Here is a 15,375-nt window from a genome sequence, read left to right as displayed (position 1 = left end):
GCCATCATTAAGTACACTAAAAAGTTTATCGTTGTTTTCATGACATGCAAATTTTTATTGTTATGTATTGTAGAAAAAGGACTCTATTATAATAACGTTTGCAGAAGAGAATACCCTACCTAGATAGTAGTTCCAGAAAGTTGAGTATTATTTTTGAAGTAGTTTTGTTACAATTTGTGATACCTTATTTCTTTAGGCTATAGCTAATAGGTATAACTAATATTTCGGATTTTACATGACCACAAGTATTTTATCTTTTAATAGCCTATATCGTTCTAATTTCTTCCATTTTCATTTGGATACAATTGATAAACTGGATCACTTTGCCACCACTCTTTGGTGTTGACATCCATAATGGTTAATGAGCCTCTAAAAGCTGCCCCAGTATCAATATTCCATACACAGGAAGCTTGTACAGGAGTAGTTTGGTTGATCCTGGTCACAGGCGTATGACCTATATAAATTTCATCAAAAAGTAATAATCGATTGGGGTAGTTGAGGTCGGTCTTTTTAAGTCTGGGATCAATTGCTAATGCTGTTTCCCATAATGTCCTGTCCCAATAGAATGATTTGCTAAAGTGCTCTCGGTGAGGACCATGAAGGTTTGTGAATCCAGCATGTAGGAATAATCGATTATGGTCATCTATATAGTAGTTAGTAAGGTTTTCATAAAATTGGAGATGAACATTAATTTTTTCTTGACTCAATTTTGCATATGAATCCATTGTAGCTTGTCCTCCATGTTTTACCCATTCTGGATTATGGGTATTTTGGGTAAGCCAGGTATAACAAAGCTCATCATGGTTTCCTCTAACAAAAATACAATTGTAAGATGTTTTGAGCTCAATTAAGAACGAAACAACTTCTGCACTATGACTCCACCCATCTACATAATCTCCCAGAAAAATAAGAGTGTCATCTTGAGTTACATTTGCTCTTTTTAGAATTTGTTCTACGGCATTTAAAGCTCCATGGATGTCTCCAATTACTAAAGTTCTGTTCATGTTTAGTTAAAGATTGATTGCTGTTGGTTCATAGTTTTAATCATATCTTACTTTTCTTAAAATCCGGATGCTCTCTTTACAAAGAGAATAAATGGTATTGTTATAAGCTTTTAAATAAGGTTTTGCTTCTTCTAGTTTTTCTTTTGCTTCACTAAACTCATTAAAATAACATATTAAATAAGTCGCCGGAAGATTAATAAGATCTTTTTCATCGTTTTTTGACAATGAAATTTTATTTTTCAATTTTTCAATCAGTGCATTGTTACTATTGTATAGATGGTATAAGGTTTTACGATCAAACTTTGGTGGTTTAAAAAGAAGTTTCCTTTCGATATCATAACTGGCATTATCTTTAAATTTAATTACTACTTCTTCCAATGGATAATAAGAGAACGTATCTTTAAGTCCTAATTGTACGTATTCGACAATTTTGAATTGGTCATTTGTTAATGAAATACTTACTTCATCTAATTCTGAATAAAAAAGTTTTACATGTTCATTAATTAATTCGATGTCTACCCTAGAATAGTAGGTTTCTCCATTTTGCCTTTTTTCTTTACCAGCCCAACAAACCACAAAATATTCTTTAAAAACTTTATAGTTAGGATTGTAATCTGTTCTAGAGGTCATAAAATCAAAAACACCGTCTAAAGTGAGTTCTATATTGTTTTGAGCGTGACTTTCGATTGCATTTACAATATCAGAATTGACATCTTTTATTTCTAGATCAAATACTTTAGGCATACTAATGCTTCCATCTCTAAAAAAAACAGCCCCTCCATAATACTTCCAAATATTTTTGCGTAGAGAACACATTTTTTTTCCTTGAGATCGGATAGAGACCAAGCCTACAACTTTGTCACTTGGTAGGTGGGGGAAAGGTATGTTTTCGTAGGCAACCAAGGGAGGATTGTCTAGATATGCATTGACTAAATTTTGTATTTTACTATCGTCAAAAAAATCGACTCCTATGATTTGGTTATCCTCATCTTCAACACCTATAACTATATAAGAATTGTTTTTTGGATTAGAATTGGCTAAGGCACAAATGTGCTTCAAAAATTTAGCCTTACCTTCCTTCTCGCCAATATTAAGCTTACGCTTTTTGTCATAAAAACTGTTTTCGTCATTATGTGCCAGTAGGTTTTTAATAAGGAGGCGTTTGTTAATCATTTCTTTTACATGTTGCAACTGAAATTTTTTCCAATATAAACTTAGACATTTTTATCGGGGCAGCAATGGGATGATAATAAAGAAATTATAAACTTTTGTTAACGATAGTGCTGTTTGCTTGTGCTGTTGGAAATACAATAAGATCGGCAATATTAATATGATAAGGTCTGGTAACAACAAATGCTATAATGTCTGCAATATCATATGGAGTTAATGGATCAAAGCCTTTATACACACTATTTGCTTTTAGGTTATCTCCCTTAAATCTTACATTACTAAATTCTGTCTCTACCAATCCGGGATGAATTGCTCCAACCCTTATACCATATTGGTTTAAGTCAACTTGCATTCCTTTATTGATGGCATCTACTGCATGCTTACTAGCGCAATAAACATTACCATTAGGGTATACTTCTTTTCCTGCTATAGAACCAATATTGATAATATGACCAGATTGTTGAGCTATCATTTTTGGGATTACAGCTTTAGAAACATATAATAACCCTTTAACGTTAATGTCTATCATGGCATCCCAATCCTCTACAGTTCCTGTTTCAATAGGACCTAGACCGTGCGCATTTCCTGCATTATTGATAAGAATATCAATTTGGCTGAATTCTTCGGGAAGACTTTCGATAGCAGAAAAGACCATTTCTTTATCGCTTACATCAAAACATAACACATGTACATTTACAGATGTACTTAACTCCTTTTGTAAAGTTATCAAGCGATCTTGTCTTCTGCCACAAAGGATAAGATTTATATTGTGTTTTGCAAATTCTATAGCAGTCGATTTTCCAATCCCGCTAGTAGCTCCAGTAATTAAGGCTGTTTTCATATGTGAAGTTATTTTTTTAAAAATTGCAACACCTCTAAAAGTGATACGTCTTTTTGTGTACTCATCATGAAAATGATGAAAATCATTATGTCCAAATTTTTGCAAAAAAAGGTATAAATATACTGTAAATTTTATCCTATAAATGAGTTTAAAAGGTACATTTAACCAACTATTAACAAGAGAACGAAAAATATTTCGACAATTTGCAATGTTGGATTAGGAATATTAAATTCACGCCTTTAAAAAAAAATAAAATAGATGGAAGAGAATAGTTCTATTGATATTGCTTCAATCAACCAAAAAATAGAAAAAGAATCTGCATTTGTAGATTTATTGACTTTAGAAATGAATAAAGTAATTGTTGGTCAAAAACATATGGTCGAACGATTACTTATTGGATTACTAGGGCAAGGTCACATTTTGCTCGAAGGAGTTCCTGGGTTAGCAAAAACATTAGCGATTAATACATTGTCTAAAGCAGTTCATGGTAGTTTTAGTCGTGTTCAGTTTACTCCTGATTTATTACCCGCTGATGTGGTTGGTACTTTGATTTTTAATATGAAAGAAAATGACTTTTCAATTAAGAAAGGACCAATTTTTGCCAATTTCGTTTTAGCAGATGAGATAAACCGTGCTCCGGCAAAGGTACAGAGTGCATTGCTAGAGGCAATGCAAGAGAAACAAGTAACTATTGGCGATGAAACATTTGTGTTAGACAAACCATTTTTGGTAATGGCAACACAGAATCCCGTAGAGCAAGAGGGTACTTACCCATTACCAGAGGCTCAGGTTGATCGTTTTATGTTAAAGACGGTTATTGATTATCCAAAGTTAGAAGAAGAACAACTTATTATTCGTGCAAACCTCAAAGGATCTTTTGAAAAAGTAAACCCCGTGGTTTCTATTGATCAGATTTTAAATGCTCAAAAAGCGGTTAGAGAGGTATACATGGACGAAAAGATAGAAAAGTATATTCTGGATATTGTTTTTGCAACTCGTTACCCAGAAAAATATGGCTTAGAAGAATTAAAGCCGCTGATTAATTTTGGAGCTTCTCCTCGTGGAAGTATTAATTTGGCAACAGCTGCAAAATGCTATGCTTTTATTAAGCGCAGAGGATATGTTATACCAGAAGATGTTCGTGCTATTATCCATGATGTACTTCGCCATCGTATTGGAATCACTTATGAGGCCGAAGCCGAAAATGTAACCTCTGAAGATATAATCAATAAGATTGTTAATGAAATTGAAGTGCCATAGAGATTTTAGATTTTAGAATTACTGTTTTTGGGTTTTATCTATAAAACCGATAAACTGTCAATCTCGAAATCGTCAATCATAAATCATAATAATGGATACTAAGGAGTTACTGAAGAAAGTTCGAAAAATTGAAATTAAAACACGTCGCCTAAGCGATCACATTTTTGGAGGGGAGTATCACTCTACTTTCAAAGGAAGAGGTATGACCTTTAGTGAAGTGCGTCAGTATCAATTTGGAGATGATGTTCGTAATATTGATTGGAATGTAACAGCACGATATAATGAACCCTACATAAAAGTTTTTGAAGAAGAACGAGAACTTACGATGATGTTAATGGTTGATGTTTCGGGATCGCAACTTTTTGGTACTCAAGAACAATTTAAAAAAGGAATTATTACTGAAATTGCCGCTACACTAGCTTTTTCGGCAACCCAAAACAATGACAAAATTGGTTTGATTTTGTTTACAGATAGAATAGAACTGTTTATCCCTCCAAAAAAAGGAAGATCGCATGTGCTAAGAATCATTAGAGAATTACTAGAATTTGAACCCAAAAGTAAAAAGACAAATATTACTGAGGCGTTGAAATTTTTGTCTAATGTGATGAAAAAGAAAGCTATCGTCTTTGTGTTGTCTGATTTTATAGCAGATGATTATCAACAGACTTTAAAAATTGTAGGAGGAAAGCACGACGTTACTGGGATAAGAGTATATGATAGAAGGGAAGAAGAAATCCCAAATCTTGGAATGGTACAGATGGAAGATGAGGAAACGGGAGAGCTTTTATTAGTTAATACCGGTTCTAAAAAAGTACGCACCAATTATGGTAAATATTATCAAGAAAGAGTGAACTATTTTAAAGATAGCTTTACCCGTAGTGGAGCAGGTTCATTAAGCAGTAGAATTGATGAAAGCTATGTTAAAAAATTACTGGGCTATTTTAAAAGACGAGGATAAGGAACAGTTAACAATGACGAATTACGAATTACGAATTACCAAGAGAAATATACGACCAGAAACTCTTAGAGTTTTAATCTGGCTAGTATTTTTTGTCTTTTGCGGATCGGGGATTTTTGCTCAGGTTTCGGCAACAATCGATTCGACTACAATAGAGATAGGAGATGAGATTAGATATAAGATGCAGGTTGAAGCAGATTCAACAGAAATTGTTGTTTTTCCTGAAGGGCAAACCTTTACACCACTAGAAGTAATTCAATCCCAAAAAATTGATACCTCTAGAAATGGAAAACGTTTTAGCCTTGTCAAAGAATATGCATTAACTCAATTCGATTCTGGCCATTATACAATACCAAGGCAAAAGGTAATGGTAGGTGATAAGGTGTTTTTTACTGATTCCCTTAAGGTAGAAGTGCATGATGTATTAGTAGATACAACCAAACAAAAAATGTATGAGATTAAACCTCTTGTAGAGGTAGAAGCCAAATTTACTAGTAACTGGAAAAAATGGCTTTTATGGATTAGTATTCCTTTGGTTTTATTGGCTTTGATTGCGTTTTTTGTGTTTAGAAAAAAGAAACGTGCTGCGAGCAAAGAAGATGAATTGCCTCCATATGAAAGAGCAATATTAGCCCTTCAGAAAATTGATGAATCCCACTTATTAGAACAAGATTCTCATAAAGAATACTATTCACAACTAAGTGATACAGCTCGAAAATATATTGATGAAGAAGTGTATGATCATGCCATGGAAAGTACTACGGATGAGTTAATAACAAGATTAGATGAAGAGATTAAGACGGGAAATCTTAACCTGGATAAAGCTACAATAGAAGAATTTAAAAAGGTTTTAAAAACAGCCGATATGGCTAAATTTGCAAAATCTAAACCAGATATTATCTCAGCAAAATCAGATCGTCAGGTTATCGAACAGGTGATTCATAAGACAAAAAACGCAATCCCTGAACCCACCGAAGAAGAATTACTGGCAGATGAAGAATATAGGAAATCAGTTGCCGAGAAAAAACACAGAAAGAGAATTATCTTCGGAAGCCTAGGAGGACTTGTAGTTATAGCAATCACATTAATGACCTTTATTTTTGTGAAAGGCTACGATGTCGTTAAAGATACTTTAATTGGCCATCCTACTAAAGAATTAGCAGAAGCAGAATGGATTTCAAGTGCATATGGCTCTCCTCCGGTTACTATAGCCACTCCAAAAGTACTTATCCGTAATGCATATCAGATGACAGATGAGCAAAAGCAAATCCTTAAAGGAAATGAAACTTTTGTATACGGAAGTCTAGTGGGGAATTTTTATGTGGTAGTAACTACAATACAATATAATAAACCTACCGAGGTAGAATTGGACAAAGTAGTAGAAGGTGTTGTTGGTAGTTTTGAGAAAATGGGCGCAAAAAACATTTCTGTAAAAGATGAGGAATATGAAACCCTAGGAGGAGCTAAAGGAGTTAAAGTTTTTGGTAGTCTAGAGGTATTAAATCCTGTAACCAAAAAGCAACAAAAGAATGATTATCTAATGCTTAATTTTGCTGAAAATGGAGGCTTTCAGCAGGTCACTTTGGTGTATGATATTGAGGATCGTTATGCAAAAGATATCGCCCAACGAATTATTAATTCTGTAGAACTTAAAAATGCCAAATAACGATGTTTGAAAATTTTACATTCGAAAATCCACAGTTTTTTTGGTTGTTTTTATTACTTCCATTAGCAATAGGTTGGTATGTCTGGAAAAGAAATAAGCAACAGGCAGCACTTAAGATTTCTAGTATTAAAGGGTTTAAAGTTTCAGGGAGCTGGTTGCCAAAACTGAAACCAGTATTATTTGTAATCAGACTCATCTCTTTATCATTAATTATTACAGCATTGGCTAGACCAAGAACTGTTGATGTATCTACTAAAACTAAGACAACCAAAGGGATAGATATTGTTATGTCTATTGATGTGTCGGCCAGTATGCTTGCAAAGGATCTTAGACCTAACAGGTTAGAAGCACTTAAAGATGTTGCCGCAGAGTTTATCAAAGACAGACCTAATGATCGAATTGGTTTGGTAGTATATGCCGGTGAGAGCTTTACCAAAACACCAATTACAAGTGATAAATCAATCGTGTTAAGTAGTCTAAAAGATGTAAAATACGATAACGTATTAGAGAATGGTACCGCAATAGGAATGGGGTTAGCAACTTCAGTAAATAGACTAAAAGATAGTAGAGCCAAAAGTAAGGTGATCATTTTACTTACAGACGGTTCTAACAATGCTGGTTTTATAGACCCAAAAATTGCTTCAGAATTGGCAGTAGAGTACGGTATTAAAACATATACTATTGGTATTGGTACAAACGGTATGGCATTAGCACCTGTGGCCATATTGCCCAATGGATCTTTTCAGTATGGAAGAGTGCAAGTAGAAATTGATGAAGATTTGTTAAAAGAAATCGCCAAAGCTACAGGAGGTAAATATTTTAGGGCAACAAATAATAAAAAATTACAACAAATCTATCAGGAAATTGATAAATTAGAAAAAACAGATATAGAAGAGTTTAAATTTTATAATTATGAAGAAAAATTCAGATCACTGGTACTATTAGCGGGGTTATTGATTTTTATAGAATTTTTATTGAGATATACTGTATTTAGAAGTTTTATATAAAGAGATTTTAAGATCTTATAGCGATTATGACTCTTGAGATTTATAGAATAGAATAGAAAATGTACTTATTAGAAGAAAAAATATATTTTTGGTTATTATTGGGTATCCCAGTGCTAATTTTACTGTTTTTAGGAGCCTTAATATGGCAGAAAACAACTCAAAAGAAGTTTGCAGAGAGTGTTTTGCTTAAAAAATTGAGCCCGGATAAATCTAGTTTTAAATCGATCTTAAAAATTATAGTCATTAGCCTTGCCTTAGCTTGTTTGGTGATGGCTTTGGTTAACCCTAAGGTAGGGACAAAACTAGAGACAGTAAAAAGAGAAGGAGTAGACGTAGTATTTGCAATTGATGTATCAAAGAGTATGCTAGCCGAAGATATTGCACCCAATAGATTAGAAAAATCTAAACAGTTGGTAACCCAGATTATTAATAATTTGGCTAGTGACCGAATTGGTATTATAGCATATGCCGGTAGTGCTTTTCCTCAATTGCCTATTACAACAGATTATGCTTCTGGAAAAATGTTTTTGCAGTCTATGAATACCGAAATGCTTTCTTCTCAAGGAACCGCAATATATGAAGCGATTGAATTGGCAAAAACATATTATAACGACGAAGAACAAACCAATAGAGTCCTGTTTATTGTAAGTGACGGAGAAGACCATGAAGGTAATGTGAATACAATTGCAGAAGAAGCCTCTAAAGAAGGAATTAAAATTTTTACAATTGGTGTAGGTTCTGAAAAAGGAGGACCAATACCGATAAAACGTAATGGTATTGTGCAGAGTTATAAGAAAAATAGTCAGGGAGCTACAGTTATTACAAAATTAAACACGACAACTTTGCAGGAAATTGCCAATGAAGCAAATGGCATATACATTGATGGTAGAAACACTAATAGCGTTGTTGAAGAAGTGACCTCAGTATTGCAAAACATGGATAAAAAAGAATTTGAAGCCAAGCAGTTTGCAGATTTCAAAGATCAGTTTCAGTGGTTTTTGGGAGTAGGGCTGTTATTGCTGTTTTTAGATGTTTTCCTATTAGATAGAAAAACCTCTTGGGTTAAAAAGCTAAACCTTTTCAATGAGCAATAATGAGCTACGAAATGTGCATACTGAAAACTATGCAATTGTCGAATCTCTTAACTAGTAAATAATTACAAATGAAGAAGATTTTAAGTATCATATTATGTTTTCAATTTGGGATTATTTTTTCTCAAGAAGAAAATCGTGATGAAATTATTAATCAAGCCAACCAGTTTGTGGCTATTGGTAATGATGTTTTGACCAAAGAGGGTAATTTTCCTAAGGCTGAAGGGGAATATAGGAAAGCGATTGCCAAAAATCCAGTTGATCCTACAGCAAAATACAATCTGGGAAATGCGTACTATAACTCAGAAAAATATGATGAGGCAACCCAACGTTATACAGAAGCTGCTAAAGTAGCAACAGAGAGATCCGAGAAGCATAAAGCATTCCATAATCAAGGTAATACCTATATGGAACAAAAGAAGTATAAGGAGGCTGTAGAATCATATAAGAATGCCCTTAGAAATAATCCAAAGGATGATAAGACACGTTATAACCTTGCCTTAGCCAAAAAAATGCTAGAGGAACAGCAGAAACAAAACGATCAAAATAAAGACGATAAGAATCAAGATAAAGATCAAAACAAGGATCAAAATCAAGATGATAAGGATAAAAAAGAAGGTGACGATAAGAAAGATAAAAAAGGAGACGAAGGAGATAAAGAAAAAGATGATAAAGGCGATCCTAAAGACGACAAAAAAGATAAAGGAGATGAGGGAGAAGATAAAAAGGACGAAGGAGATAAGGAAAAAGATGATAAAGGCAATCCTAAGGATGACAAAAAAGATAAAGGAAGTGATCCAAAAGATCAACAATCCCAAAAACCACAACAAGCACAAGGCAAGTTATCCCCAGAACGAGTTAAAAGCTTGCTAGAAGCTATGAATAATCAGGAAAAGAAAGTTCAGGATAAAATTAACGCTAAAAAGGCTCAGGGATCTAAAGTAAAAACAGATAAAGACTGGTAACAATACAAAAGCTTGTTAGGTTTTGAAACCTACGAGTCTAAATAGTACAAAAAATGAAATTAAAACTAATTTTTCTAACACTATTTTTAACCATAATGCAACTCACTTTGGCTCAAGTAAGATTTGAAGCCAAAGTAAGTAAGAAAAGTTTGGGTGTAAATGAAAGATTACGAATAGATTTTGAAATGAATAAAGATGGAGACAATTTTACACCTCCTTCTTTTTCTGGATTTACGGTGGTTGGAGGTCCCAACCAATCTATTAGTAATTCCTGGATTAATGGTAAACGATCATATGCTAAAACATTTAGTTATTTTCTAGAGCCTACACGTAGAGGGAAATTTACCATAGCCCAGGCTACTATCGAAATTGATGGAGATATCTATAAGACATTACCTGTTAAAATACAGGTTACAGGTGCTGTAGATAAACCAAAAGACGCTAATGACACAGATTTTTTAGCAAGTGAAAACCTACATCTTATTGCAGAAGTTTCTAAAGCAAATCCATATCTAAATGAAGCAATAACGGTAGTCTACAAACTATATGTTAGCCCTCGAATAAGTGTAAGTAATTGGAGAGAGCTAGATAGTCCTAAATATAGTGACTTCTGGAGTCAGGCTATCGACATGAAACAACTTAAAATAGAGAATGGAGAGTATAAAGGAGAGCCCTACCGTTATGTTGTTCTTCGCAAAACAGTACTATATCCACAAAAAACAGGAAAATTAAATATAGAACCTCTTACATTAACCGTTTCTATTGATGTTCCCACTAAAAGAAGAGATATTTTTGGAGGTAGATTATATACAACGATAAACAAAACTGTAGCAGCAGGTAATAGGACAATAGAGGTTAAACCATTACCAACTCAAGGGAAACCTGATGATTTTTCTGGAGCAGTAGGGAGTTTTGATTTTAAGGTGTCTACTAATAAAAAAGAATTGGACGCTACAGAATCTTTGGATGCAAAAGTCTTAGTGTCCGGAAATGGTAATTTAAAGCTGTTTGATTTACCTAAACTCAGTGTGCCAAATGGTTTAGAACAGTATGAACCGCAACATAATGAGAGAGTAAGAACGAACCTGACGGGTATGGGAGGGAACATATCTGACACCTATACCTTAGTTCCTCAATACAAGGGTAAATACCCTATACCATCAATCTCGTTTTCTTATTTTGATTTAAAAACCGAAACATATAAAAGAATTACGTCTGAGGAGATTATAATTAATGTAAAGAATGGCCCAGATCAAACAAATGCGATCGTAACATCAGAATCTAAAGGGACAAATAAAAAACAGGTAACTCAGATTGGAAATCAATTTAGATTCTTAAAATTGGAAGCAAATTTACAACCTGTTAAAAGAGAATACTTTTTTAGATCTACACTGTATTGGATATCATTGACAGCACCTTTGTTAGCAATTCCGCTATTTCTCTTCTTTGGAAAAAAGAGACAGGAAAGATTAAACGATGTAAGCGGAAATAGAGTGCGTAAAGCAGATAAATTAGCTCGTAAATACCTATCTGATGCAAAGAAAAGTTTAGGTAATCAAAAAGAGTTTTATATAGCAATGGAACGAGCATTGCATAATTATTTAAAAGCAAAATTACATATTCAAACAAGTGATATGAGCAAAGAGCGGATTCAAAGACTGTTAAAAGAACGAGATGTTGATGAAGCTGTTTCGATAGAGTTTATTGCACTATTAGAAAGCTGTGAATTTGCTAGATATACACCGTCGTCCACCTCGGCGATGCAACAGGATTATGATAAAGCTTCGAGAGTAATTGCAACAATAGATAAACAACTCTAAGCATATGAAAAGAATAGTTGGAATTCTTATTTTTTTAGTAACATCATTGGGGTTTTCTCAGAATGAAGAAGCATTCCAGAGAGGAAATTCCTTATATAACCAAGAAAAATACCAGGAAGCTATTGACGCGTATATGTCAATTATTGATGAAGGTAAAGAGTCAGCTTCATTGTATTACAATCTTGCAAACTCGCATTATAAGCTAAGTAACATTGGTCCTAGTATTTTTTACTTTGAAAAAGCTCTGGAGTTGGCTCCAAATGATGAAGATGTTAAGAATAATCTTGCCTATGCTCAAAAAGCAACCATAGATGCTATAGATGTAATACCAGAAGGCTTTATCTCCAGAACGCTAAAGAAGCTGACTAATTTGTTTAATTTTGATGGCTGGGCTTGGTTTTCAGTAGTTTGTATATTGACATTTGTAATTTTGTTTATTTTGTATTATACTGCGCATAGTTCTTCAAAAAAGAGGATTTTCTTTGTAGGCTCATGGGTAGTATTGATTTTCGGAATTTTTGGGGTACTCTTTGCTTTTAAGCAATATAATTTTATTGAAAAGAATCAATTTGCTATAATTTTTGCGCAGGAAACCACTATAAAAAGTGAGCCAAACCTTAGAAGTGAGGAAGTTTTTGAACTTCATGAGGGAACCAAAGTAAAGGTAACCGAAACAGTAAATGACTGGAAAAAAATTAAACTTGCAGATGGTAAAATAGGCTGGATCCCTGCTTCTGATTTGAAAGAATTATAATCAATTTGTAAAATTTAAAATTCTATTAACAGCATATATGCTTAATAGACTTATCTTTGGTTTTTTTAAAAATTATTCTTAGTGGTAGTAAAATTTCAAATAGCGAAAGTTTTAATTGTTCTCGGGTTTTTATTAAACCTAAGTAATTATACTATTGATGTATTTGATTTTTGTGTTTGTGAAGATTGGGCATCTATCGAGCTTGAAGAAACAGATAATTCTGAACAAAAAGAAAAAGAAGGTCAGGAGAAAGAAGATTTTAAGGAAAAAAACAAAATTTCCCAATTTTATGATGGAAGAGAGGTTGTGTTAGCTGATTTGTTTATAAAGGACTATCCAGAATTTTATGTCAATAATATTTCAGTATTTTTAGAACATCATACACCACCACCAAGGTTCTAAAAATACTTTTCAATTACCTTATTTAATTAATTTTCAATTTTTTTTCAATTGTTGTCGCTTTTAAATTACGAAGTGATAACCAATACTTATATATATGAACGTTTTTAAGAATTTAAAAAATGATCTGCCAGCAAGTATTGTGGTGTTTTTTGTGGCATTACCTCTATGTTTGGGGATAGCACTTGCTAGTGGAGCACCACTTTTTTCAGGATTAATTGCCGGGATAGTTGGTGGAGTCATTGTGGGAGCTTTGAGTGGCTCCAAAATCGGAGTAAGTGGTCCAGCAGCAGGTTTGGCCGCTATAGTACTTACTTCAATAGGTGCGTTAGGAGGTTTCGAAAACTTTTTAGTAGCAGTAGTATTAGGAGGAGTAATACAAATCCTGTTTGGAGTGCTAAGAGCTGGGATTATTGGATACTATTTCCCCTCTTCAGTGATAAAAGGTATGCTAACAGGTATCGGAATAATAATTATTTTAAAACAAATACCACACTTCTTTGGGTATGATGCAGACCCTGAAGGAGATTTTGCTTTTTTTCAAGTGGATAATGAGAACACGTTCTCCGAGATTATTAATGCTATTAACGGTATTAGCTTAGGAGCAACCCTTGTTGCGGTTTTGGGTCTTGGAATACTATTACTATGGGACAAAGTATTAGTTAAGAAAGCTAAAATTTTTCAATTGATTCAAGGACCTTTGGTTGCTGTGGCTGTTGGGATTATATTTTTTGTAATCACAAAAGATAGTGATGTTTTCGGAATATCTAATGAACACTTAGTAAGCGTTCCTATACCTGATGATTTATCCTCGTTCTTAGGACAGTTTAGTTTTCCTAATTTTGGTGTTATTTTGAATGCAGATATATGGATTACCGCATTTACAATAGCTCTGGTTGCAAGTTTGGAAACATTGCTATGTGTAGAAGCTACTGATAAGTTAGACCCAGATAAAAATGTTACACCTACAAATAGAGAACTTTTGGCCCAAGGAACAGGAAATATAATTTCTGGATTAATTGGGGGGCTACCAATTACTCAAGTTATTGTACGTAGTTCAGCGAATATACAATCAGGAGGAAAGTCTAAGATGTCTGCTATAATTCACGGGTTTTTATTGCTAATTTCTGTAATTTTAATCCCAAGGTTGCTTAATATGATTCCGCTTTCTGTTTTAGCATCAATATTGTTTATTGTTGGTTTCAAGTTGGCAAAACCTTCTCTGTTTATGAAAATGTATAAATTAGGGTGGAAACAATTTTTACCCTTTACTGTTACAGTTTTGGGTATTGTATTTACTGATTTATTAGTAGGGATAGGTCTTGGATTACTTGTTGGAATTGTTGTGATCTTAATTAAAAGCTATCAGAATTCGCATTTTCTTCATATTGAAGATAAAGATAATGGGAAACATCAGGTAAAAATGACACTTGCTGAAGAAGTTACTTTTTTTAACAAGGGAGCTATTTTAAAAGAATTTGATCGATTGCCAGAAGATACGTATCTTACTTTGGATGTTAGAAAAACAAGATATTTGGATAATGATATCATAGAAATTCTTGAGGATTTTTCTGAAAAAGCAAAAATAAGAAAGATAGATATTAAGTTAATTTCTGAAAGAGGTGAAGTAGAAAACCCTGATAGTTATATTCAATTTTTTAAGCTTAGACCAAAATCAGTATAAATCATCACAATAAATTATAGATATGAAAGCACTTACTAAAGAAACACAAGCAGCGATAACACCCAAAGGAGCGGTAGAATTACTTAAAGAGGGAAATTCTAGGTTTATTCAAAAAATGAAGGCTGATAGAGACCTATTAGAGCAAGTGTCGGATACCAAAAGTGGTCAATTTCCCTTTGCTACAATTTTAAGTTGTATAGATTCTAGAGTATCGTCTGAGTTAATTTTTGACCAAGGCATAGGAGATATTTTTAGTGCTCGAGTAGCAGGAAATTTTGTAAATGAAGATATTCTTGGTAGTATGGAGTTTGCGTGCAAGTTGGCAGGAACCAAGTTAGTACTTGTTTTAGGTCATACTGCTTGTGGAGCTGTAAAGGGAGCATGTGATGATGCCAAATTAGGAAATCTTACTGCACTTATTAGTAAAATTAAGCCTGCTGTAGAAGCAGTTTCGGAACCTGTCGATTCATCTTTACGAAATTCAAAGAATATTGATTTTGTTAATGAGGTAGCAGTGAAAAATGTTAAAATGACAATCGACAATATTAGAAATGATAGTGAAGTTCTTAAGGAGATGGAGGATAATGGAGAAATATTAATTATGGGTGGGATGTATGATATAAGTACCGGAAAAGTTACTTTTCTTGAAGATTAATTAAGATATCAAAACTGTTTTTAAAAGGAGTCCCTACACAGGGACTCCTTTTAATTTTAATTTTTTTGAGATAAAATCAGATTATTCAATTTTTCGGTATT

At 33.4% G+C, this 15,375-nt stretch carries 14 protein-coding genes; 11 read left to right on the top strand and 3 right to left on the bottom strand.

Going from position 1 to position 15,375, the window contains the following annotated elements:
* Positions 1-275 precede the first annotated feature (275 nt).
* From C1X07_RS05345 to C1X07_RS05335, 3 genes are all read right to left on the bottom strand, one after another.
* Complete coding sequence (locus C1X07_RS05345; protein WP_103068957.1) at positions 276-1,004, bottom strand: metallophosphoesterase family protein; 729 nt, start codon at positions 1,002-1,004, stop codon at positions 276-278.
* Between the two features lie 36 nt (positions 1,005-1,040).
* On the bottom strand, positions 1,041-2,177 hold the full coding sequence (locus C1X07_RS05340; RefSeq protein WP_103068956.1) for an ATP-binding protein: 1,137 nt from the start codon (positions 2,175-2,177) through the stop codon (positions 1,041-1,043).
* Between the two features lie 85 nt (positions 2,178-2,262).
* Positions 2,263-3,015: an SDR family NAD(P)-dependent oxidoreductase gene (locus tag C1X07_RS05335; RefSeq protein ID WP_103069597.1), complete on the bottom strand. Its 753-nt coding sequence runs from the start codon at positions 3,013-3,015 to the stop codon at positions 2,263-2,265.
* A gap of 258 nt (positions 3,016-3,273) precedes the next feature.
* Here C1X07_RS05335 and C1X07_RS05330 point away from each other — a divergent pair, with 258 nt between their 5' ends.
* From C1X07_RS05330 to C1X07_RS05280, 11 genes are all read left to right on the top strand, one after another.
* The gene (locus C1X07_RS05330; protein ID WP_103068955.1) at positions 3,274-4,275 is read left to right on the top strand and encodes an AAA family ATPase; all 1,002 of its coding nucleotides are present in this window, start codon (positions 3,274-3,276) and stop codon (positions 4,273-4,275) included.
* Between the two features lie 91 nt (positions 4,276-4,366).
* Positions 4,367-5,233 (top strand): DUF58 domain-containing protein, encoded by an 867-nt coding sequence (locus tag C1X07_RS05325; protein ID WP_103068954.1) that lies wholly within the window; start codon positions 4,367-4,369, stop codon positions 5,231-5,233.
* Positions 5,184-6,899: a BatD family protein gene (locus C1X07_RS05320; protein WP_103068953.1), complete on the top strand. Its 1,716-nt coding sequence runs from the start codon at positions 5,184-5,186 to the stop codon at positions 6,897-6,899. Before C1X07_RS05325 ends, C1X07_RS05320 begins: the two co-directional genes overlap by 50 nt.
* A 2-nt stretch (positions 6,900-6,901) precedes the next feature.
* The gene (locus C1X07_RS05315) at positions 6,902-7,906 is read left to right on the top strand and encodes a vWA domain-containing protein (protein WP_103068952.1); all 1,005 of its coding nucleotides are present in this window, start codon (positions 6,902-6,904) and stop codon (positions 7,904-7,906) included.
* 59 nt (positions 7,907-7,965) lie between these two features.
* Complete coding sequence (locus C1X07_RS05310) at positions 7,966-9,000, top strand: vWA domain-containing protein (protein WP_103068951.1); 1,035 nt, start codon at positions 7,966-7,968, stop codon at positions 8,998-9,000.
* A 68-nt stretch (positions 9,001-9,068) separates the two neighbouring features.
* Positions 9,069-9,962: a tetratricopeptide repeat protein gene (locus tag C1X07_RS05305; RefSeq protein WP_103068950.1), complete on the top strand. Its 894-nt coding sequence runs from the start codon at positions 9,069-9,071 to the stop codon at positions 9,960-9,962.
* 53 nt (positions 9,963-10,015) lie between these two features.
* Positions 10,016-11,782: a BatD family protein gene (locus C1X07_RS05300; RefSeq protein WP_103068949.1), complete on the top strand. Its 1,767-nt coding sequence runs from the start codon at positions 10,016-10,018 to the stop codon at positions 11,780-11,782.
* 4 nt (positions 11,783-11,786) lie between these two features.
* Positions 11,787-12,536, top strand: coding sequence for a tetratricopeptide repeat protein (locus tag C1X07_RS05295; RefSeq protein ID WP_103068948.1), 750 nt, complete (start codon positions 11,787-11,789; stop codon positions 12,534-12,536).
* A gap of 81 nt (positions 12,537-12,617) precedes the next feature.
* A complete protein-coding gene (locus tag C1X07_RS05290; protein WP_103068947.1) occupies positions 12,618-12,938 on the top strand; it encodes a hypothetical protein in 321 nt (106 codons plus the stop codon).
* A 94-nt stretch (positions 12,939-13,032) separates the two neighbouring features.
* A complete protein-coding gene (locus C1X07_RS05285; RefSeq protein WP_103068946.1) occupies positions 13,033-14,619 on the top strand; it encodes a SulP family inorganic anion transporter in 1,587 nt (528 codons plus the stop codon).
* A 22-nt stretch (positions 14,620-14,641) separates the two neighbouring features.
* Positions 14,642-15,274, top strand: coding sequence for a carbonic anhydrase family protein (locus C1X07_RS05280; protein WP_103068945.1), 633 nt, complete (start codon positions 14,642-14,644; stop codon positions 15,272-15,274).
* Positions 15,275-15,375: the final 101 nt, after the last annotated feature.

It is taken from the genome of Aquimarina sediminis (assembly GCF_002895435.1).
Classification (GTDB): domain Bacteria; phylum Bacteroidota; class Bacteroidia; order Flavobacteriales; family Flavobacteriaceae; genus Aquimarina; species Aquimarina sediminis.
The sequence above is the reverse complement of the archived record's forward strand: the minus strand, read 5'-3'. Positions and strand labels throughout refer to the sequence as shown.